This window comes from Pseudomonas sp. HN2-3, assembly GCF_020691745.1.
In the GTDB taxonomy this organism is placed as follows: domain Bacteria; phylum Pseudomonadota; class Gammaproteobacteria; order Pseudomonadales; family Pseudomonadaceae; genus Aquipseudomonas; species Aquipseudomonas capeferrum.
Genome location: NZ_CP085704.1, coordinates 1,273,237 through 1,292,823 on the forward strand (window position 1 = coordinate 1,273,237; position 19,587 = coordinate 1,292,823).

Here is a 19,587-nt window from a genome sequence, read left to right on the forward strand (position 1 = left end):
GGCGATGGTAAACCGGCAATGGTACAGGCTTTTTCATCCAGATGCAGGCGGCTGCGGTAGGGCATGTGCGCGCAGTTCGGCGGGCAGTGATGGAGCTTCGCCGATTACTCCACTAGAATGCTCGGCCTTTTTGCCTGCCCCAGCCGTGACGTAGATGAACCTGTCCAGCAGTGTCCCTTATGTAAAGCAACAGCTGATCTACCTCCTTTATGGTGAGCGCCGGATTTATCAGCTGGAGGCCAAGTTCAGCATCCTCACAGCCCTGGCTCGCTGCAAGCCGGCCGAGCTGCCGGTGATCCGTGTGCTGACCGACCAGCCGCAGGCCTTCGCAGGGTGGCCCGTCGAGGTGATCGCGCTGGATGAGCAGACGCTGCACGCCTGGACCGGGGACGGTGGCTACACGCATCGGCGCAAGGCCTGCGCCATTGCCTATGCCGGGCAATGGGCGGACAAGACGGTGTTCATCGATACCGACACGGTCTTCCTGCAAACGCCGCAGAAGCTGTTCAGCCAAGTAGATGTCGGGCAGTACCTGGTGGACGAAATCGAGATGAGCTGGGCCGAGGCGTCACGCAGTGACTACTACCGGGGCTTCACCACAGGGCTTGCCCGTGATGGCGCTGCGCCGGCCGCCGAGCTGCAGCTGTGCAACAGCGGCGTCATGGGCTTTACCCGTGACAACGCCGGTATCGCCGAGCGTGCGATCCAGCGTATCGATGCATGGACGCCCTACGCGCAAGCGTTGCACACCATCGAGCAGATCGCTTTCTCGTTCGAGTTGCACGGGGCGCAGATCAACCAGGCGCGTGGCGTGATCAGCCACTACTTTGCAATGAAGCAATACATCCACGCCATCCTCGAGATCTTCTTCGCCCGTCACGGTGAACACTTTGCTGCCAAGATGCCTGGCCTGGCCTTGAAGGTGCCGGCGCATCGCCCGGTGCCGTCCTGGCTCAACCGGCTATCGGTCAAGTGGAGCCTCAAGCGCGTGCCACCAGAGCTGCGCGGTATCGGCCGCAAGCTTCTTTATGGCAGTGTCATCGGCAGTGACGATTACCAGCGTGCTTGCAAGGTGATCTGGTGGCGTTCGGCGATCGAGGACATGCGCAAGCTGGGCGGCCTGGATTGGACCCAGGAGTGGCCAGCCGGGCTGCCTCGTCTTGGGCCGCGCGACGAGCTTGCGTTCAGTGCGATTGCCCGGGACAGCCTGAAGGTTTCCTGAGGCTGTACTGGTCATGGGGTGGTAGGGTAGTGCCCAGTCTTCAAGGAGCCTGACATGGACCCGATCACCACGCTTGCCGCCCGCCTGGGCGAACACCTGCGCCGCTTCAACGCCCAGGTGACCACCGCCGAATCCTGCACCGGCGGCGGCATCGCCGAGGCCATCACCCGCATTCCCGGCAGTTCGGCCTGGTTCGAAGCCGGCTACGTGACCTACTCCAATGCCCAGAAAACCCGCCAGCTGCGGGTGCCCGAGGCGCTGTTCGGCCAGGTGGGTGCGGTCAGCCAGGAAGTGGTCGAAGCCATGGCCCGGGGGGCGCAAGCTGCCAGCGGCGCACGGTTTGCGGTGGCGGTGAGCGGGGTGGCTGGGCCAGACGGTGGCTCGCCGGCCAAACCGGTGGGCACCGTGTGGCTGGCCTGGGCCGATGGCAGCCATGTCTTCAGCGAACGCCGCCAGTTTGACGGCGACCGCGATGCGGTGCGCCGACAAACGGTGATCGCCGCGCTAGACGGCTTGTTACAGCTTGGTGCCGAGTAAATCGACGACAGGGGTTTGCTCGCGCGCTTCGCTGTGGAATAATACTGGCTACTTATACAGGTATTCCGGCCATCAGGGCCAAGTCGAACACGTGAGGATTTCAATGGACGACAACAAGAAACGCGCCTTGGCTGCGGCCCTGGGTCAGATCGAACGCCAATTCGGCAAGGGCGCGGTCATGCGCATGGGCGACCACGAGCGCACTGGCATCCCGGCCATCTCCACCGGTTCCCTGGGCCTGGACATCGCCCTCGGTATCGGCGGCCTGCCAAAAGGCCGTATCGTCGAAATCTACGGCCCGGAGTCCTCGGGTAAAACCACCCTGACCCTGTCGGTCATTGCCGAAGCCCAGAAGAACGGCGCCACCTGCGCCTTCGTCGACGCCGAGCACGCCCTCGACCCGGAATACGCCGGCAAGCTGGGTGTCAACGTCGACGACCTGCTGGTTTCGCAGCCGGACACCGGCGAGCAGGCCCTGGAAATCACCGACATGCTGGTGCGTTCCAACGCGGTTGACGTGATCATCGTCGACTCCGTGGCTGCTCTGGTCCCCAAGGCCGAGATCGAAGGCGAGATGGGTGACATGCACGTGGGTCTGCAGGCCCGTCTGATGTCGCAGGCGCTGCGCAAGATCACCGGTAACATCAAGAACGCCAACTGCCTGGTCATCTTCATCAACCAGATCCGTATGAAGATCGGCGTGATGTTCGGCAGCCCGGAAACCACCACCGGTGGTAACGCCCTGAAGTTCTACGCCTCCGTGCGCCTGGACATCCGCCGTACCGGCGCGGTCAAGGAAGGCGACGAAGTGGTCGGCAGCGAAACCCGCGTCAAGATCGTCAAGAACAAGGTCTCGCCGCCGTTCCGTCAGGCCGAGTTCCAGATCCTCTACGGCAAGGGCATCTACCGCAACGGCGAGATCATCGACCTGGGTGTTTCTCAGGGGCTGGTGGAGAAATCCGGTGCCTGGTACGCCTACCAGGGCAACAAGATCGGCCAAGGTAAAGCCAACGCCGCCAAGTACCTGGCTGAGAACCCGGCCATTGGCGCCGAGATCGAGAAGCAGATCCGCGAGAAGCTGCTCAAGGCTGGTGCTGCCGCCGAAGCAGGCAAGGCTGCCGCAGTCGAGGCCAAGGCCGACGACGTGGCTGATGCCGAAGCCGGTTATTGATAGCGGTTGTAGATAGCCGATTATGTCCGCCGTACTCGACACCCCCGTCGCCATTCGGCGGACAGCCATGGACCTGCTCGCGCGACGTGAGCATGGTCGCGTCGAGCTGACGCGCAAGTTGCGTCAGCGCGGCGCTTCGGATGAGTTGATCGAGCCTGAGCTCGACCGGCTCGCCGAAGAAGGGCTGCTCAGCGAAGCCCGCTACCTCGAAAGCTTCATCCGGTATCGCTCCAATTCCGGCTATGGCCCTGCGCGTATACGCGAAGAGCTTGGCCAGCGCGGCCTGGCGCGTGGCGATATCGATCAGGCATTGCGTGAAAGCGGTGTGGACTGGGCGCAGCGGCTGATGGATGTCTGGCAGCGCAAGTTTGACGGCCAGCGCCCCCATGACCCCCGCAGCCGTGGCCAGCAGACCCGCTTTCTGGCCTACCGTGGTTTCTCCATGGAGATGATCAGCCGGTTGCTTAGTGGTCGCGACCTCGACGATTACTGAAACCTCGCGGTTCCTTGTAGGAGCGGCCTTGCGTCGCGAAAGGGGCGCGTAGCGGCCCCAGGTTCTGTGTCGTTGCAGAGGGGCCGCTGCGCAGCCCTTTCGCGACGCAAGGCCGCTCCTACAGAGGCCGCGATATTCGCAGAGGCCGATTTACCCCCACCCGGCAGTGGGTGGTTCAATTGACCTTCAACGCCTCCCTGGCCCGCTGGGTCGTGTGCATGGGCTGCGGCTTGGCCCAGTTCTCCGGCAGGTTGATGAAGTCCACCAGTTCGCGCAGCCGGCCCTGGTCGCGGCCGTTGAAGGCGAACGACAGCCGGGTCAGGTGGCTGAAGTTACCTACCTCATGCTCCGCGCCACTGTCGGCGTGCTGGTGGTACTTGCCACTCAGGCGCAAATCGGCGAAACCTTCCTGAATGTCGTACAGCGCAGCCTCGCTGAGCGGGTGATGCATGCGGATCACGAACTGGTTCTTCAGCCAGCGGCTGGAGTGGTAGTTGCTGTAGAACTGGTTGATTTCCTCCACCGCCTCATCGGCGCTGTGCACCAGGCGCACCAGCTTGAGGTCGCTGGGCAGGATGTAGCGGTTCTCTTCGAGCTGGCGGCTGATGAAGGCCAGGCAATCGCGCCAGAAGCTGCCACCGGGTGAGTCGAGCAACACCACCGGCACCAAAGGGCTCTTGCCGGTCTGGATCAGGGTGAGCACTTCGAGTGCTTCATCCAGCGTGCCGAACCCGCCCGGGCAGAGGACCAGGCCATCGGCTTCCTTGACGAAAAACAGCTTGCGAATGAAGAAGAAGTGGAAGGGCAACAGCTTGTCGGTGCCGTCCACCGTGGGGTTGGCATGCTGCTCGAAGGGCAGGGTGATGTTGAAGCCCAGGCTGTGTTCGCTGCCGGCCCCTTCGTGGGCTGCAGCCATGATGCCACCACCGGCGCCAGTAATGACCATCAGGTCGGAGCGGGCCAGGGTGGCGCCCAGCTCGCGGGCCAGGGCGTACATCGGGTGTTCCAGTGGCGTTCGGGCCGAGCCGAATACCGTCACCTTGCGTCGGCCCTTGTAGCGTTCCAGGGCGCGGAACGAGTGGTCCAGCTCGCGCAGCGCCTGCAGGGTGATCTTGGCACTCCAGCGATCAGTGTCGTCGTGGGCCATGCGCAGGATGGTCAGCATCATGTCGCGGTACAGGGGCAGGTTGGGGCTGTTCGGTGCAACCAGTTGCAGTTGTTCGTCGATCTTGCTCAGGTCGATGTTGTTGTCCCTGAAATGATTGAACAACAGCTCATTGGGTTGGTAAGGCATTCAACGTCTCCTTCTGCAGCAAAACCTCTGACCGGGTCGATGGGGTGTCCCGGCCGCGACACTGCATGCGTCGCTGGCTGCTGATGCTCGAGTGTGCAGTTCGAGCGTTGCAGTAGGCCTTCAAGGCCAGGGTGCAGTAGCAATCAATCCATCTCGTCGATTCGGGTGTACTCGATATCAATCTAGACCCTCGCGCCTGATCGTGCCGCAGTCATTGCAGCCGCCGCTGGTCGGCGCGCACCCAATGGCGCTGAGGGTTTGGTTAACTGGGGAAGCGAAACGTATCGATGCAGGAGGTGGCGGTATGCATCGCTTGATCATCGAGGTGGACCAGCAGCTCTATCAGCAGCTGGAAAATGCGGCGCAGGTGCACCACCTGAGCCTTGAGGCAGAGTGTCGTCGCAGGCTTTCGGAGCTGGAGTGCCAGTCACGCTACCTACAGGCGCTTCTGGCAGAATTGCGCGCCGATGCCGAAGAAGAGCAGTGGCGCGCGCCTGATGACCAGCGGGTGGTCTAGGTCATCGGTTTACTTCTTTTTGTTGCCCGCAACGCAGCTGGCGGCATCGAATGCCTGGTCCATGACTGGTTGGTTGGTCTTGTACACCGTGAAGCGATAGACCATCACAGCGCCCTTGGACATCAGGTTACGGTAACCGCTGTTACGGCAAACGCTGTCTCCCAGCTGGCTGCGGACTTGTTCCGGGTTGCCCTGCATGCGCTCGGCATGGCTGTGGCGCACGCTCAGGTGGTTGACCAGGGCCTTGCCTTCGACGGTGTAGCCTTGGTCGAGGATGTCTTCGTTGACGGCGCGGGGCGTGCCGACGCTGCTCTCTTTGGCGACCTTCTGCAGCATCTTGTTCAGATCGTAGTCCTGCTTGGACGCCGCCTGGGCCGCCAGGGGCAGGGTGAGCAAAAGGCTCAAGGTCGGGACGATAAGGCGCAGCATGTATCTCTCCTGGTTCATTGACTGGCGGTTTGACATGCGCCGGCAGGTGGCGTTCCCTGAGGGGCGCTTGACGGCTGGTCGGGTACGCCAAAGTGTCGATTATAAGGGCCCGGGCAGTCCCGCTGCACGGCAAATGACGCCCGCTCTGGTAGACTTGCGTTTTGAGTTTCCGAGCCCTCGCAGTGTCCCTCTTCAACCTTTCCAAAGGCCTGCCAGCATGAGCCACGCGGTAGCGCGCCTGCGCGCCGAACGCCTGGCCCGCAGCAACAAGCCGTTCATTGCCCGGGGTTCTCGGGCCGTCCGTTGCCCGCAGTGCCGGGTCATTGCCAGCCATTGCCTGTGTGCCTGGAGGCCCCGGGTGCCGGCGGAGTCGGGTGTGTGCCTGCTGATGCACGACACCGAGCCACTCAAGCCGACCAACACCGGTTGGCTGATTGCCGACCTGGTCGAGGACACCTCGGCCTTCGGCTGGCAGCGCACTGCAGTCGATGACAACCTGCTGGCGCTGCTCGAACAGCCTCAATGGCAGCCCTATATCGTCTTCCCCGGCGAGTTCGTTGCCCAAGAGCGGGTAGTCAACCAGGTGGTGCGCGAGCCCGGTAAACGGCCGTTGTTCATACTGCTCGACGCCACTTGGACCGAGGCGCGCAAGATGTTTCGCAAGAGCCCGTACCTGGACCGTTTCCCGGTGCTGAGCCTTGAAGCCGAACAGATGTCGCGCTACCGCTTGCGCCGTTCCAAGCGTGACGACCACTTCTGCACGGCGGAAGTGGCCGCCATGTGCCTGGAGCTGGCTGGCGATCAGCGTGCCTCGCAGGCCCTGGACGCCTACCTGGACGTGTTCAGCCTGCACTACCTGAGCGCCAAGCGGCATTTGCCGCTGGACGAGCAGGACGATGCGCATCAGCGTTTGCATACCTTCCTATAGTCCAAGGGGCAGTGACGCCGGATTGGTTCATAATGACGGGGCTGGCAGCCAGGGTGGGCGAGGACGGCAGGGCAATTGTCTTGACCACCCCGACCGTGCTCGGCATCCTTGGCGCCGATTCGGGCACGCCGAAAATGCTGTTACCCCGGACTTTGCCGTGCCTTTCCGCCAAGCGCCCTGACTACCCCGCACGCGCCTGGCACAGAACAGGATCCTTAGATCGATGGCCACTTACGAAATCCTGATTGCCGATGACCACCCGCTGTTTCGTGGCGCCCTGCGCCAGGCTGTTACCCTGGGCCTTGGCGCCGATGTACGCCTGGTTGAAGTTGCGAGCATTGCCGAACTGGAAACCCGCCTGAGCGAGAAAGCCGACTGGGATTTGGTGCTGTTGGACCTCAACATGCCGGGCGCCTATGGCTTCTCCGGGCTGGTCCTGTTGCGTGGGCAATACCCGCAGATCCCCGTGGTGATGGTATCGGCGCAGGAAGAAGCAGCGGTTGTGGTCAAGTCGCGCGAATTTGGCGCCAGTGGCTTCATCCCCAAGTCCAGCCCGCTGGAAGTGATTCAGGACGCCGTGCGCAAGGTGCTGGACGGCGAGGTCTGGTGGCCACCGCAGGCGTTCGAGAAAGTCGACGTTTCGGCCGAGGCCAAGGCTGCCAGCGAAGGGCTGGCCAGCCTCACGCCGCAGCAGTTCCGCGTACTGACCATGGTTTGTGAAGGTTTGCTGAACAAGCAGATCGCCTACGAGCTCAGCGTCTCGGAGGCCACCATCAAGGCCCACGTGACGGCGATCTTCCGCAAGCTGGGCGTGCGTACTCGCACCCAGGCGGCCTTGTTGCTGCAACAACTTGAATCGGTTGCCAGCCACTAACTGGCTGCTTCTTCACGCTTTTTTGACCCACGCTGGATTAGTCTGCCGGCCTTTTATCGGTGAAGTGACGCACATGTCGCCATTCAAAGGCCAGACCGGCCTCAAACGCATCTTCAACGCCGCCGGCTATTCGCTGGACGGCTTGCGCGCCGCCTTCAAGGGCGAGGCCGCATTCCGCCAGCTGGTCCTGCTCAACGTACTGCTGATCCCGACGGCCTTCTGGCTGCCGGTCAGCCGCGCAGAGCGGGCGATCATGATCGCGGTGTGCCTGCTGGGCCTGATCGTCGAGCTGTTCAACTCGGCGGTGGAAGCCGCCATCGACCGTATTTCGCTTGAGCGCCACCCCTTGTCGAAAAACGCCAAGGACATGGGCAGCGCCGCGCAACTGGTGGCGCTGACCATGGTTGCCCTGGTCTGGGGTGTGATTCTGCTCTAGGCGATTGGTGGCAGCACGATCTCGTCACTGCGGGTAAAGCCCGCGGTGAAGTTGCGGCACAACTCAAGAAACTCGCGCATGGCCGACGTCTGGTACTTCTGCTTGTGCCAGATGAAATAGAACTGGCGCATCAAGTCCAGCTCCGGCGTTTCCACCGGTACCAGGCTGCCGCGGCGGAACGCATCGCGCAGGGCCAGGCGCGAGATGCAGCCGATGCCCAGGCCTGATTCCACCGCGCGCTTGATGGCCTCGGTATGTTCCAGCTCCAGGCGGATGTTGAGGTTGGCGCGATGATGGCGCATGGCCTGGTCAAAGGTCAGGCGTGTACCGGAGCCTTGCTCGCGAAGAATCCAGGCTTCCTGGGACAATGTCTGGATATCCGCGTGGCCTAGCGTCGCCAAGGGGTGTTGTGGCGCGCAGAACACTACCAGCTCGTCCTCGACCCAAGGCTGAACTTCAAGGTCAGGGTGGTTGCAATCGCCTTCGATCAGACCCAGATCAATTTCGTAGTGGGCGACCTGGTGCACGATATGCGCAGTGTTCTGCACGTGCAGCTTGACCTGGCTTTCCGGGTGCACCTGCATGAAGCTGCCGATCAGCAGGGTCGCCAGGTAGTTGCCGATGGTCAGTGTGGCGCCGACCGCCAGCGAACCGAAGGCGGACTTGCCATTGAGCAGGTCTTCGATTTCCTTGGCCTGGTCGAGCAGGGCCACGGCCTGCGGCAGCAGTTGATGGCCCAGGGCGTTGAGGCTCAGGCGTTTGCCGGCGCGATCGAACAGCTGACAGCTGGATTGGCGCTCAAGCTCGGTGATGGAGGTACTGGCAGCCGACTGCGACAGCGACAGCAGGCCGGCGGCTCGAGAGACGCTTTGATGCTGGGCCACGGCGACGAAGACTTGAAGCTGACGGAGTGTGAATCGCATATCTATATAACCGATAACACATATCTTGATAATTCAGTTAACAGATATTGTCGCTGCCCCTAAACTATCGCGCAACTGCGCGTTTTGCGCGCGCTGCGTCTTTCTTCAGGAGCCCCATCGATGAGCAACATGAACCACGAACGTGTCCTCAGTGTGCACCACTGGAACGACACTCTGTTCAGCTTCAAGTGCACCCGTGACCCGGGCCTGCGCTTCGAGAACGGTCAGTTCGTGATGATCGGCCTGCAGCAGGAAACCGGTCGCCCGCTCATGCGCGCCTATTCCATCGCCTCGCCGAACTGGGAAGAGCACCTGGAGTTCTTCAGCATCAAGGTGCCGGACGGCCCGCTGACTTCCCAGTTGCAGCACTTGAAGGAAGGCGACGAGATCATCATCAGCAAGAAGCCTACCGGTACCTTGGTCCTCGACGACCTGAACCCGGGCAAGCACCTCTACCTGCTGAGCACCGGCACTGGCCTGGCCCCTTTCATGAGCGTCATCCAGGACCCGGAAACCTACGAGCGCTTCGAGAAGGTGATCCTGGTTCACGGCGTGCGTTACGTGAACGAGGTGGCCTACCGCGAGTTCATCACCGAGCACCTGCCGCAGAACGAGTTCTTCGGTGAGTCGGTACGCGACAAGCTGATCTACTACCCGACCGTGACCCGCGAGCCGTTCGAGAACCAGGGCCGCCTGACCGACCTGATGCGCAGCGGCAAACTGTTCAGCGACATCGGCCTGCCGCCGATCAACCCGCAGGACGACCGCGCGATGATCTGCGGCAGCCCAAGCATGCTGGATGAGACCAGCGAAGTGCTGGACAGCTTCGGCCTGAAAGTCTCCGCCCGCATGCGCGAGCCGGGTGACTACCTGATCGAGCGTGCCTTCGTCGAGAAGTAAGGCGCAGGCTGGTACGAAAAAGGCGACCCTCGGGTCGCCTTTTTTATTGCTGCTGAGGGATGTGCTGTTTGTGGGGGGGAAGGTCGCTGTGGCTATTCGACGCGCGTCTCGCCGCTGTACACCAGAGTCTCCCGGCACCGCTTGCACAGGTACCGTCGCCCCTGGCGCACCAGCTTGTGCCGCTGTGCGGTAAACGGGAAATCACCTTGCGGGCACGGGCAGCGATAGATGTAGCGGGTTACCACGCGCCGTTGCACTTCATAGTTGTGGCAACGGTTGGGTGGCAGCTCATACACCCCACGCATGATCAGTTGCCACTCTTCGCCATGGGCCTGGATGCGCTCGCCAAACAGCTGGTGAGCCACAAGGTGCGCCACCTCGTGGGCAACAGTCTGGCGCAGGAAGTCTTCGTGGTTTTCGCGGTACAGCTGCAGGTTGAAGCGCAGCAGGTTCTCGTGCAGGTGGGCAACGCCGGCCTTCTGGCCGCGCAGTTTGAAGCTGACTTCCGGGCGCGGGAAGGGGCGTTTGAAGAAGGTTTCGGCTTGCTGGTAACAGGTTTCGACGCGTTGTCTGAGCAGCTCTGGCATGGCGGGGTAATTCTCCTTGCCCGGCATTATGCCGCAAGCCTTGGCGGCTTGCCGAGCCACCGGTCAGCGCACAGCCAGAGGCCGCCTTGCGGCGGCCTCTGGTTGATGCCCCAGTGTTGGTTGGATCTCGTTGGGTTGCTCTAGTTGGTGTAGACGGGCCCCACGCCCAGTCCCCAGATGATCACGGTCGCGGCCATGATCGCCACCAGTACCACAAGGCCTACCGCCAGCACCGAGCTGGAAAACAGGAAGCCTTCATCGGATGGAATGTTCATGAACGTCGGCAAGCCGACATACAACAGGTACACGGTGTAGCAGATGGCTGCAGTGCCGAGCAGCATGCCCAGCCACAGGTGCGGGTAGAGCGCCGCCAGGCCGCCGAGGAACAACGGCGTGGCGGTGTAGGTGGCGAAGGCAATGCACTGCGCCATGGACGGGTTGGCATCGTAGGTGCGCGCCATCCAGTGGATGAACGCGCCCATTACCGCCACCCCGGCGAGCATCGCCAGGTAGGACATGATGCTCATCCAGATGGCGCTTTCCATGGTCAGCATCACTGCCGGCCGGTCGCCAATCACCCAGCCGACCTGGGTGGTACCGATGAATGCGGAAACGGCAGGGATCGCCGCCAGGATCAAGGTGTGCGTCAGGTACATGTGGCTGATGGATTCTTCTTCGCCACGAATTTCCCGCCATTCCTGATCGGGATGGGTAAACAGCCCCACAACGTGATGAATCATGCCGATCACTCCTCTCAATGTTGCCAAACGCCCCCCAGATGGAGCGCAAGCGGCCCGAGGCCCGAACACCAATGCAAGCGGTAATGTGGCCTTATGTCGCAGTATAGGAAGCCGTTACCTGCACAAACCGCGCTTTTTAGAGCAAATTGCGCTGTAAGACCGCCTGCTGATTACCTTGAAGTCTTTATCGGAATGCCTACAGCGCCGCGCGGTTTGTGCGTAAAATAGCCGGCTTTTGTCACACCTCGCGGATCCAAGCGCTATGGGCACCCTCTCGGTCAACCAGAACAAACTGCAAAAACGCCTGCGTCGTCTCGCTGGCGAAGCCATCACCGACTACAACATGATCGAGGATGGCGACAAGGTCATGGTCTGCCTGTCCGGCGGCAAGGACAGCTACACCATGCTCGACGTTCTGTTGCACCTGCAAAAGGTGGCGCCGATCTCGTTCGAGATCGTGGCGGTGAACATGGACCAGAAGCAGCCCGGCTTCCCCGAGCATGTGCTGCCGGCCTACCTCAAGACCCTGGGCGTCGAGTACCACATCGTCGAGAAAGACACCTACTCGGTGGTCAAGGAACTGATCCCCGAAGGCAAGACCACCTGCTCGCTGTGCTCGCGCCTGCGCCGTGGCACCTTGTACACCTTCGCCGACGAAATCGGCGCGACCAAGATGGCGCTGGGGCACCACCGCGACGACATGGTCGAGACGTTCTTCCTCAACATGTTCTTCAATGGCTCGCTCAAGGGCATGCCACCCAAGCTGCGTGCCGACGATGGCCGTAACGTGGTGATCCGCCCGCTGGCCTACTGCAGCGAGAAGGACATCCAGGCCTACTCGGACATGCGCGAATTCCCGATCATCCCGTGCAACCTGTGCGGCTCGCAGGAAAATCTGCAACGCCAAGTGGTCAAGGACATGCTGGTGGAGTGGGAGCGTAAGCACCCGGGCCGTACCGAGAGCATCTTCCGCGCCATGCAGAACGTCGCGCCGTCGCAGTTGGCGGACCGCAATCTGTTCGACTTCACCAGCCTGAAGATCGACGAAAGCGCCACGCCGCGTTTTCTCGACGTGCTGAACATCTGACCCCATGCGCGATTACCAGTGGCTGCATGAGTACTGCCTGAACCGCTTCGGCTCGGCCCAGGCCCTTGAGGCCTTTCTGCCGCAGCCACGCACGCCTGCGCAACTGCGTGACATCAGTGACGATCGCTACCTGTCGACCTTGGCCCTGCGCGTGTTCCGCGCCGGGCTCAAGCACAGCCTCGTAGATGCCAAGTGGCCGGCATTCGAGCAAGTGTTCTTTGGCTTCGATCCGCACAAGGTGGTGCTGATGGGCGCCGAGCACCTGGAGCGGTTGATGCAGGACGAGCGCATCATCCGCCACCTGGGCAAGCTCAAGAGCGTGCCGCGCAATGCGCAGATGGTGCTTGATGTGGCAAAGGAGAAGGGCAGTTTCGGCGCGTTCATCGCCGACTGGCCGGTGACCGACATCGTCGGCTTGTGGAAGTACCTGGCCAAGCAGGGCAACCAGTTGGGCGGCTTGTCGGCACCGCGGTTCTTGCGCATGGTCGGCAAGGATACGTTTATCCCGACCGACGACATGGCCGCCGCGCTGATTGCGCAGAAGGTGATTGACAAGCAACCGACCAGCCAGCGAGACCTGGTCTTGGTGCAGCAGGCGTTCAACCAGTGGCACGAAGAGAGCGGGCGGCCGTTGTGCCAGTTGTCGGTGATGCTGGCGCATACCGTCAACCATTGAGATTAGCGTTGCCCCGCGAATGGGCTGCAAAGCAGCCCTGAACTCAAGCCCCTTCGCCCGCCAGGCGCCGCTCATGCTGGAACTTCCAGCGCACGAACAGCAGCGCGCTGACGAACAGCCCCAGGCTCACGATCACCTCAATCCAGCCAAACACCGCCCGCGCCGGGTCGAACGCCGCCAGCACCCCCTTGATGAAGTAGATGTTCACCACAAAGCAGGTCCAGGCATGCGCCCGGGCACTGCCCGTGAGCATACCCGGCAGCAGCAACAGCAGCGGCACCAGCTCGACGGCCAGAATCACCTCGACCCGTGCCCCGTGCAAGTTGGCGAACCACAGGTTGTTCGCCACCAGCAACGCCATCAGCCCAAAAAAGCAGGCCAGGCTCAACGTTCGCGTCAGGCGTAGGCGCGGTGCCAGCCAGTCCAGCGGCGGCAACACCTTGGGCTTTCTAGCCACGCGCGGCCTCCAGGGCCTTGGCCGTGGTTGCCAGGCGTTGGCCGAGGGCGCGGCACAGGGTGATTTCGTGCTGATCGAGCTCACGCTTGCCGTCGGCACCGGCATGGTGGCTGGCGCCGTACGGTGTACCGCCGCCACGCGTCTCGAGCAATGCCGACTCGCTGTAGGGCAGGCCCATCACCAGCATGCCGTGGTGCATCAGCGGCAGCATCATCGACAGCAAGGTGGTTTCCTGGCCACCGTGCAGGCTGGCGGTGGAGGTGAACACCCCAGCCGGCTTGCCGACTAGCTCACCGCCCAGCCACAGGCTGCTGGTGCCGTCGAGGAAGTACTTCAGCGGCGCGGCCATGTTGCCGAAGCGGGTCGGGCTGCCCAGCACCAGGCCGGCGCAATGGCGCAGGTCGTCGAGGGTGGCGTACAGCGCGCCGCTGGCCGGGATGTCCGGGGCCACGGCTTCGCATTCGGTAGAAATCGCCGGCACCGTGCGCAGGCGTGCCTCCATACCGGCCATTTCGATACCGCGGGCGATGTGCCGGGCCATCTCGCTGGTGGAACCATGGCGGCTGTAATACAACACCAGGATGAAGGGCTGGCTCACGGCAGGATCTCCAGCACCTTCTCCGGCGGGCGGCCGATCACGGCGCGGTCGCCGGCCACCAGGATCGGCCGCTCGATCAGCTTGGGGTGCTGGGCCATGGCGTCGATCAGTTGCGCGTCGGTCAGGGCCGGGTTGGCCAGGTTCAGGTCCTTGTATTCGTCTTCGCCAGTGCGCAGCAGCTGGCGCGGGGCGATCCCCAGCTTGCCGAGCAGGGCCGCCAGGGTGGCGGTGTCCGGCGGTGTCTCGAGGTAGCGCACGATGGTTGGCGTCAGGCCACGGGCTTCGAGCAGTTCCAGCGCGCCGCGGGATTTAGAGCAGCGCGGGTTATGATAGAGCGTCAGGTCAGTCATGTCGGGTCGCATCCAGCTGGGTGTGGCGGCTATTCTAACCGCAGCGACTGAACCATTTGCTTGAAACTTCGAGAAGGATTGACCCATGGCAAGGCGTTTGGCAGCAGTACTGGCCATCACCGCGAGCCTATTGCTCGGTGGTTGCGGTGCCGACTACGGCGTGGACCAACACGGCAACACGGTAAAGGCCGAGCAGATCGAGGGGCACTGGCTGGTGCTCAACTACTGGGCCGAATGGTGCGGCCCGTGCCGTACCGAAATCCCTGAACTGAACGCGGCGGCCAAGCAATGGGCAGCGGACGGTATCAAGGTGGTTGGGGTGAACTTCGATGGCTTGCAGGGCCAAGACCTGAAGCAGGCTGCCGACACCTTGGGCATCGGCTTTACCGTGCTGGCGCAGGACCCGGCCGAGCGTTATGAACTGCCACGCAGCGAGGCGCTGCCGGTGACCTACATCATCGACGACAAGGGCAAGGTGCGTGAGCAACTGATGGGTGAGCAGACCCTGGAAGGGCTGCAGGCCAAGATCAAGGCGCTGAAGGGCGCTTGATGTAAATGGGGCTGCACAGCAGCCCCATTACCTTCAGCCTTCCTCAGGCCAGAACCGCAATGGCTTGCCCTCGGCCGGCCAGAAGCGCATCTGCTCCACAGGCGACACATCCCAGCGCTGTACGGTCTCCAGCGCCTGCAGGAAGCGTTTTTCCTGCTCCATCAGCGCCGGTGCGCACAGTTTGCGGGTTTTGCCGACCTTGCCGAAGCTCAGCTGCTCGCCGTCCAGCGTATAAGGTGCAAACCAGTGGTTGCAGCCACCATTGCCATACGCGCGACCATCACTGGCCAGGGTCAGGGTGAGGTGGCTGTAGTCGATCAGCGGGCGCTCGCCGATCCACTCCAGCACATAGCTGCGCTCCTGCTGCAGCTTCGACGGTTGCGCGGCGCAGCCGAGCAGGCCGGTGGCAATCAGCACGCCGGTCAGCAGATTTTTCACGCAGCGCTCTCCTGGCAACGCGGGCACAGGTGCTTTTCGCCACGGCTGGCCCAGCCCAGCTCAGCGATACGTGCGCTGGCAGCCGGTTGGCGGGCTTTCTTGCCCAGCTTGGCGTCCACCGCGAACTCGAAATCCAGCAGTGCGTCGCACTGGTCGCACGCGACCTGCCAGTTGAGGATTTCCAGTTCGTTGAACACCGGGCCGCTGGCCACGGCGACCCACTGGCCGCGCGGGTTGATCAGGTGTCGCACGCTTTCCACGGACAGGCGCATGGACAAGTCCTTGCTGCCCTTGAGGGTGACCAGCAAAGTGTCGCCCTTGTGCATCGAACCGCCGTTGCCGGTCACCTGATAGCGGCCGGGTACCAGGGCGCGGCACTCGATCAGGGTGTGTTGCGGGTTGAATAGGGTGTAGCGGAAATCGTGCTCGACCATGGGTCCTCCAGAAATGCCGCGTATCCTAGCATTAACCCAATACCAGATTCTGTGGATTGCCTGCCATCCAGCAGTTGATGTTGTCCAGCGTGGTGGTGGCGATGGCGTCCAGGGCTTCGCGGGTCAGGAAGGCCTGGTGGGCGGTGACGATCACGTTGGGGAAGGTCAGCAGCCGGGCCAGCACGTCGTCTTGCAGTGGCAGGTCGGAGCGGTCTTCGAAAAACAGCTGGGCCTCTTCCTCGTACACATCCAGGCCAAGGTAGCCGAGCTGGCCGCGCTTGAGCGCGTCGATCAGGGCCGGGGTGTCGACCAGGGCTCCTCGGCCGGTGTTGATCAGCATTGCCCCGGGTTGCAACTGCGCGAGGCTCTGCGCGTTGATCAGGTGCCGGGTGTGCTCGGTCAGCGGGCAATGCAGGCTGATGATGCGCGCTTCGCGCAGCAACTCGGGCAGTGCCAGGTAGCGGGCGCCGAGGGCCAGCAGCTCCGGGTTGGGGTAGGGGTCGTAGGCCAGCAACTGGCAGCCGAAGCCGGCCATGATGCGGGCGAAGGCAGCGCCGATCTGGCCGGTGCCGACCACCCCGACGGTCTTGCCGTGCAGGTCGAAGCCGGTCAGGCCGTGCAAGGTGAAGTCGCCTTCGCGGGTGCGGTTGTAGGCCCGGTGCAGCCGCCGGTTGAGGGCGAGGATCAGGGCCACGGCGTGCTCGGCCACGGCGTGTGGCGAGTAGGCCGGTACCCGCACCACGGCCAGACCCAGGCGTTGGGCGGCGTTCAGGTCGACATGGTTGTAGCCCGCCGAGCGCAGGGCGATCAGGCGCGTGCCGCCCGCAGCCAGGCGCGCCAGCACCTGGGCGTCGAGTTCATCGTTGATGAAGGCGCAGACCACCTCGTAGCCATCGGCGAGGGGCGCGGTGTCCAGGGTCAGGCGGGCAGGCTGGAAGTGCAGGTCCAATAAAGTGCCGGCGGCGGCCTGGGTAAAACTCTCCTGGTCGTAGTGCTGGCTGCTGAACAACAGGGCGCGCATGGTCGGGCTTCCTTTACGAGGGGCTGGGTATTTTAGCCGCCTGGCCTGTCAGGCATTCAGGTGAGCCTGACAGGCCAGCCGGTTGATCGCGCTGTCCAGCTCATCCAGTGCCTGCTGTGCAAGCGGATGCTCCTGTTTGAGCAAGGTCTCGCTGCGCTGGCATGCCGCCCGTAGTTGCGGCACGCCGCAATAACGCGAAGCGCCGTTGAGGCGGTGTACCTGCTCGATCAGCGTGGTGTGATCGTGCGCTTCACGCGCAGCGCGTATCGCCTCGCGATCGGATTCCAGCGACGCCAGCAGCATGGCCAGCATGTCGGCCGCCAAGTCGGGCTTGCCGGCTGCCAGGCGCAAGCCCTCCTCGGGGTCCAGCACCTTCAGTTCGTCACTGTTGGCCAGTTGTTCTGCCAGGCGTTCCTGCTGTGGCATGCCAAGGCTCAGGCCGGTCCACTTCATCACCACCTGGGCCAGCTGCCGCTCGCTGATCGGCTTGGTCAGGTAGTCATCCATGCCAGCATGCAGCAGGGCGCGTTTCTCGTTGGCCATGGCATGCGCGGTGAGGGCGACGATCGGCAGCGGGCTGCCGTTCTGGGCGTTTTCCCACAGGCGGATCTGCTCGGTACAGGCGCGGCCATCCATGCCGGGCATCTGCACGTCCATCAGCACCAGGTCGAACGGCTCGTCCTGTACTGCCTGCACCGCCGCGTAGCCATTGTCCACCGCCAGTACCTCGGCACCGAGGTCTTCGAGCAGGGTCTGCACCAGCAGCAAGTTGGCCGCATTGTCATCAACGCAGAGGATCTTCGGCTGACGCTGGCCGCTGTGGACGTTTGGCTCGCCGAGCGGGCGACGTGGCTGCACCAGCTCCAGCAACAGCCGACGCAGCTTGCGCGTACAGGTCGGTTTGGACAGCAACTGGCCATGCCCATTGGGCAGGTAGGGGTGATACAGCGCCTGCTCGGTGGTCGGGCACAACACCACGCATTGGCATTGGTAGCGCTCAAGGTGCAGGTGATATTCCCCGAGCTGCTCTGGTGTGAGGTTGCCCAGGTTGGCGCCGAGCACCGCGAAGTCGAACGGGTGGCCAGCCTGGTGGGCGGCCTGCACGGCATGCAGCAACTGATCGAAAGAAGCGAACAGGCTGACGCTCAGGCCGCAGTCCTCAAGCTGATGCTCCAGTGCCTGGCGCGCCAGCTCATGGCTGTCGACGATGGCCGCGCGCCGCCCCAGCAGCGGTTGCAGCGGCAGGTCTTCGGCATCGTCGTGGGCCTTGGGCAGGTTGAGGCTGATCCAGAACTGCGAGCCTTCACCCGGCGTGCTGTCGACGCCGATCTCGCCGCCCATCTGCTCGATCAGGCGCTTGGAAATCACCAGGCCCAGGCCGGTGCCACCGGGCTGGCGAGCCAGCGAGTTGTCGGCCTGGCTGAAGGCCTGGAACAGGGTGCGCACATCCTGCGGAGACAAGCCGATACCGGTGTCCTGCACGCTGATGCGAAGCTGTGCGCTGTCTTCGCGTTCGTCCTCGAGCATGGCGCGCACGACGATCGTGCCTTCGCGGGTGAACTTGATGGCGTTGCTCACCAGGTTGGTGAGGATCTGCTTGAGGCGCAGTGGGTCGCCGACCAGTGAAGACGGGGTGTCACGGTAGATCAGGCTGAGCAGTTCGAGCTGCTTGGCGTGGGCGGCAGGGGCGAGGATGGTGAGGGTGTCCTGGACCAGGTCGCGCAGGTTGAACGGAATGCTGTCGAGCACCAGCTTGCCGGCCTCGATCTTGGAGAAGTCGAGGATCTCGTTGATGATCCCCAGCAGGTTGTCGGCGGACTTCTCGATGGTGCTCAGGTAATCCAGCTGGCGCGGCGTCAGTTCGCTTTTCTGCAGCAGGTGGGTGAAACCGAGGATGCCGTTGAGCGGGGTGCGGATCTCGTGGCTCATGTTGGCCAGGAACTCCGACTTGATCCGGCTGGCCTCCAGGGCTTCCTTGCGGGCCATGTCCAGCTCGATGTTCTGGATCTCGATGGTTTCCAGGTTCTGGCGCACGTCCTCGGTGGCCTGGTCAATGCTGTGCTGCAACTCTTCATGGGCGCTGTGCAGGGTCTCGGCCATGCGGTTGATGCCGCGGGCCAGCTCGTCCAGCTCATGGCTGCCCATGGCCGGCAGGCGTTCGTCGAGGTGGCCGTCCTTGAGCTGATTGACCGTGTGCTTGATGCGTTTGATCGGGTCGTTGATGGTGCGGCTCATGCGCAGGGCCAGCAGGCCGCTGAGGGCCAGGCAGGCGAGGATCAGCAACAGGCTGGTGAACAGGTTGCGGTAGCCCCGCAGCAGGGTGCCGTCATGCGACAGTTCGATTTCGACCCAGCCCAGCAGGCGTTCGGCCTCGGCTGGCACCGCATCGGTGGCCAGGTCGCGGTGGTGGCCGAAGACCGGCATCAGGTAGCGGGTGGCATCATTGCCGGTGCGTTGCAGCAACTGGGTGCCGGTGCCGCCGCTTGGCGGCTGGTTGAGCATGCTCGGGCCGGCATGGGCCAGGCGCGTGCGGTCCGGGGCAAGGAAGGCAACGGCGCGCACATCGGCTTGCTCCAGGGTCTGTGCGGCAATCCGCTCCAGTTGCGCGGGCGCCAGGCGGGCCATGGCGGGCGCAGCCAGTGGCGCCAGTTGCTCGGCGATCATCTTGCCGCGTTGCAGCAGCTGGGTGCGCAAATCGCTTTGCTGCAACCAGGTGAAATAACTGCCCAGTACCAGCGCCATCAGGCCGGCAGGCAGCAGGGCCAACAACAGGACCCGGCTTCTGATTCCCAAACGATCGAGCACACTTGCCTCCTGTCATGTGCCTGGACGCCGTCAACCGCGTGACGGACCAAGCCGGGAAGTTACTCCGCCTGTTCCGGTATTGCACTCATTTGTCTGTCTTTTCGTGGCCTTGGCAAGGCA

The 19,587-nt window shown here is 63.0% G+C and carries 24 protein-coding genes; 12 read left to right on the forward strand and 12 right to left on the reverse strand.

The features are described 5' to 3' along the window. The first annotated feature begins 154 nt into the window (after nucleotides 1-154). The 4 genes from LJX93_RS05765 (at nucleotide 155) to recX (ending at nucleotide 3,423) form a co-directional block, all read left to right on the forward strand. Complete coding sequence (locus LJX93_RS05765; protein ID WP_033700851.1) at nucleotides 155-1,222, forward strand: hypothetical protein; 1,068 nt, start codon at nucleotides 155-157, stop codon at nucleotides 1,220-1,222. A gap of 54 nt (nucleotides 1,223-1,276) precedes the next feature. Further along, the gene (locus LJX93_RS05770; protein WP_033700850.1) at nucleotides 1,277-1,759 is read left to right on the forward strand and encodes a CinA family protein; all 483 of its coding nucleotides are present in this window, start codon (nucleotides 1,277-1,279) and stop codon (nucleotides 1,757-1,759) included. A gap of 103 nt (nucleotides 1,760-1,862) precedes the next feature. After that, nucleotides 1,863-2,930 (forward strand): recombinase RecA, encoded by a 1,068-nt coding sequence (gene recA, locus LJX93_RS05775; protein ID WP_033700849.1) that lies wholly within the window; start codon nucleotides 1,863-1,865, stop codon nucleotides 2,928-2,930. A gap of 22 nt (nucleotides 2,931-2,952) precedes the next feature. Continuing rightward, the gene (recX, locus tag LJX93_RS05780; RefSeq protein WP_227696828.1) at nucleotides 2,953-3,423 is read left to right on the forward strand and encodes a recombination regulator RecX; all 471 of its coding nucleotides are present in this window, start codon (nucleotides 2,953-2,955) and stop codon (nucleotides 3,421-3,423) included. Nucleotides 3,424-3,598: 175 nt separating this feature from the next. Here the strand turns inward: recX and LJX93_RS05785 are convergent, their stop codons facing one another. Then, nucleotides 3,599-4,717 carry an LOG family protein gene (locus LJX93_RS05785; RefSeq protein WP_033700846.1) on the reverse strand — a complete coding sequence of 373 codons (1,119 nt, stop codon included), beginning with the start codon at nucleotides 4,715-4,717 and terminating at the stop codon, nucleotides 3,599-3,601. Nucleotides 4,718-5,021: 304 nt separating this feature from the next. Between LJX93_RS05785 and LJX93_RS05790 the strand changes: the two genes are divergently transcribed. Beyond that, nucleotides 5,022-5,234: a hypothetical protein gene (locus tag LJX93_RS05790; protein ID WP_033700845.1), complete on the forward strand. Its 213-nt coding sequence runs from the start codon at nucleotides 5,022-5,024 to the stop codon at nucleotides 5,232-5,234. 9 nt (nucleotides 5,235-5,243) lie between these two features. Here the strand turns inward: LJX93_RS05790 and LJX93_RS05795 are convergent, their stop codons facing one another. Beyond that, entirely contained in the window at nucleotides 5,244-5,663 is a 420-nt protein-coding gene (locus tag LJX93_RS05795; protein ID WP_227696830.1) for a quorum-sensing-regulated virulence factor family protein, read from the reverse strand. A 217-nt stretch (nucleotides 5,664-5,880) separates the two neighbouring features. Between LJX93_RS05795 and LJX93_RS05800 the strand changes: the two genes are divergently transcribed. From LJX93_RS05800 to LJX93_RS05810, 3 genes are all read left to right on the forward strand, one after another. Further along, the gene (locus LJX93_RS05800; protein WP_047581651.1) at nucleotides 5,881-6,591 is read left to right on the forward strand and encodes a tRNA-uridine aminocarboxypropyltransferase; all 711 of its coding nucleotides are present in this window, start codon (nucleotides 5,881-5,883) and stop codon (nucleotides 6,589-6,591) included. 223 nt (nucleotides 6,592-6,814) lie between these two features. Continuing rightward, nucleotides 6,815-7,465: a response regulator transcription factor ErdR gene (gene erdR, locus LJX93_RS05805; protein WP_027595831.1), complete on the forward strand. Its 651-nt coding sequence runs from the start codon at nucleotides 6,815-6,817 to the stop codon at nucleotides 7,463-7,465. 73 nt (nucleotides 7,466-7,538) lie between these two features. After that, on the forward strand, nucleotides 7,539-7,901 hold the full coding sequence (locus LJX93_RS05810; protein ID WP_027595832.1) for a diacylglycerol kinase: 363 nt from the start codon (nucleotides 7,539-7,541) through the stop codon (nucleotides 7,899-7,901). Here LJX93_RS05810 and finR read toward each other — a convergent pair. After that, nucleotides 7,898-8,824: a LysR family transcriptional regulator FinR gene (gene finR, locus LJX93_RS05815; protein WP_033700841.1), complete on the reverse strand. Its 927-nt coding sequence runs from the start codon at nucleotides 8,822-8,824 to the stop codon at nucleotides 7,898-7,900. The genes LJX93_RS05810 and finR overlap by 4 nt on opposite strands. A gap of 120 nt (nucleotides 8,825-8,944) precedes the next feature. Here finR and fpr point away from each other — a divergent pair, with 120 nt between their 5' ends. Further along, a complete protein-coding gene (gene fpr, locus LJX93_RS05820; protein WP_033700840.1) occupies nucleotides 8,945-9,724 on the forward strand; it encodes a ferredoxin-NADP reductase in 780 nt (259 codons plus the stop codon). A 92-nt stretch (nucleotides 9,725-9,816) separates the two neighbouring features. Here the strand turns inward: fpr and LJX93_RS05825 are convergent, their stop codons facing one another. Beyond that, nucleotides 9,817-10,311, reverse strand: coding sequence for a SprT family zinc-dependent metalloprotease (locus LJX93_RS05825; protein ID WP_033700839.1), 495 nt, complete (start codon nucleotides 10,309-10,311; stop codon nucleotides 9,817-9,819). Nucleotides 10,312-10,451: 140 nt separating this feature from the next. Beyond that, the gene (locus tag LJX93_RS05830) at nucleotides 10,452-11,051 is read right to left on the reverse strand and encodes a Yip1 family protein (RefSeq protein WP_033700838.1); all 600 of its coding nucleotides are present in this window, start codon (nucleotides 11,049-11,051) and stop codon (nucleotides 10,452-10,454) included. Between the two features lie 262 nt (nucleotides 11,052-11,313). Between LJX93_RS05830 and ttcA the strand changes: the two genes are divergently transcribed. Both ttcA and LJX93_RS05840 read left to right on the forward strand, forming a co-directional pair. Beyond that, entirely contained in the window at nucleotides 11,314-12,138 is an 825-nt protein-coding gene (ttcA, locus tag LJX93_RS05835; RefSeq protein WP_033700837.1) for a tRNA 2-thiocytidine(32) synthetase TtcA, read from the forward strand. Nucleotides 12,139-12,142: 4 nt separating this feature from the next. Continuing rightward, on the forward strand, nucleotides 12,143-12,814 hold the full coding sequence (locus tag LJX93_RS05840; protein ID WP_227696831.1) for a DNA-3-methyladenine glycosylase I: 672 nt from the start codon (nucleotides 12,143-12,145) through the stop codon (nucleotides 12,812-12,814). Nucleotides 12,815-12,857: 43 nt separating this feature from the next. On the opposite strand, the gene LJX93_RS05845 is transcribed toward LJX93_RS05840, so the two are convergent. The 3 genes from LJX93_RS05845 to arsC are packed head-to-tail and all read right to left on the reverse strand — an operon-like array spanning nucleotide 12,858 to nucleotide 14,219. After that, entirely contained in the window at nucleotides 12,858-13,271 is a 414-nt protein-coding gene (locus tag LJX93_RS05845; RefSeq protein WP_033700835.1) for a DUF2069 domain-containing protein, read from the reverse strand. After that, a complete protein-coding gene (gene wrbA, locus LJX93_RS05850; RefSeq protein ID WP_033700833.1) occupies nucleotides 13,264-13,869 on the reverse strand; it encodes an NAD(P)H:quinone oxidoreductase in 606 nt (201 codons plus the stop codon). The genes LJX93_RS05845 and wrbA overlap by 8 nt, the downstream gene beginning before the upstream one ends. Then, entirely contained in the window at nucleotides 13,866-14,219 is a 354-nt protein-coding gene (gene arsC / locus LJX93_RS05855) for an arsenate reductase (glutaredoxin) (protein ID WP_033700832.1), read from the reverse strand. Before arsC ends, wrbA begins: the two co-directional genes overlap by 4 nt. A gap of 85 nt (nucleotides 14,220-14,304) precedes the next feature. On the opposite strand from arsC, the gene LJX93_RS05860 reads away from it, so the two are divergent. Further along, nucleotides 14,305-14,769: a TlpA disulfide reductase family protein gene (locus LJX93_RS05860; protein WP_033700831.1), complete on the forward strand. Its 465-nt coding sequence runs from the start codon at nucleotides 14,305-14,307 to the stop codon at nucleotides 14,767-14,769. A gap of 33 nt (nucleotides 14,770-14,802) precedes the next feature. Here LJX93_RS05860 and LJX93_RS05865 read toward each other — a convergent pair whose 3' ends face one another. Genes LJX93_RS05865 through LJX93_RS05880 form a run of 4 tightly spaced genes read right to left on the reverse strand, consistent with a single transcriptional unit; the run spans nucleotide 14,803 to nucleotide 19,467 of the window. After that, on the reverse strand, nucleotides 14,803-15,207 hold the full coding sequence (locus LJX93_RS05865; RefSeq protein WP_033700829.1) for an META domain-containing protein: 405 nt from the start codon (nucleotides 15,205-15,207) through the stop codon (nucleotides 14,803-14,805). After that, nucleotides 15,204-15,641 (reverse strand): hypothetical protein, encoded by a 438-nt coding sequence (locus tag LJX93_RS05870; protein WP_033700828.1) that lies wholly within the window; start codon nucleotides 15,639-15,641, stop codon nucleotides 15,204-15,206. The genes LJX93_RS05865 and LJX93_RS05870 overlap by 4 nt, the downstream gene beginning before the upstream one ends. A 31-nt stretch (nucleotides 15,642-15,672) precedes the next feature. Next, nucleotides 15,673-16,662: a 2-hydroxyacid dehydrogenase gene (locus tag LJX93_RS05875; protein WP_095064091.1), complete on the reverse strand. Its 990-nt coding sequence runs from the start codon at nucleotides 16,660-16,662 to the stop codon at nucleotides 15,673-15,675. A 48-nt stretch (nucleotides 16,663-16,710) separates the two neighbouring features. Continuing rightward, on the reverse strand, nucleotides 16,711-19,467 hold the full coding sequence (locus tag LJX93_RS05880) for a response regulator (protein WP_033700825.1): 2,757 nt from the start codon (nucleotides 19,465-19,467) through the stop codon (nucleotides 16,711-16,713). Between the last annotated feature and the right edge of the window lie 120 nt (nucleotides 19,468-19,587).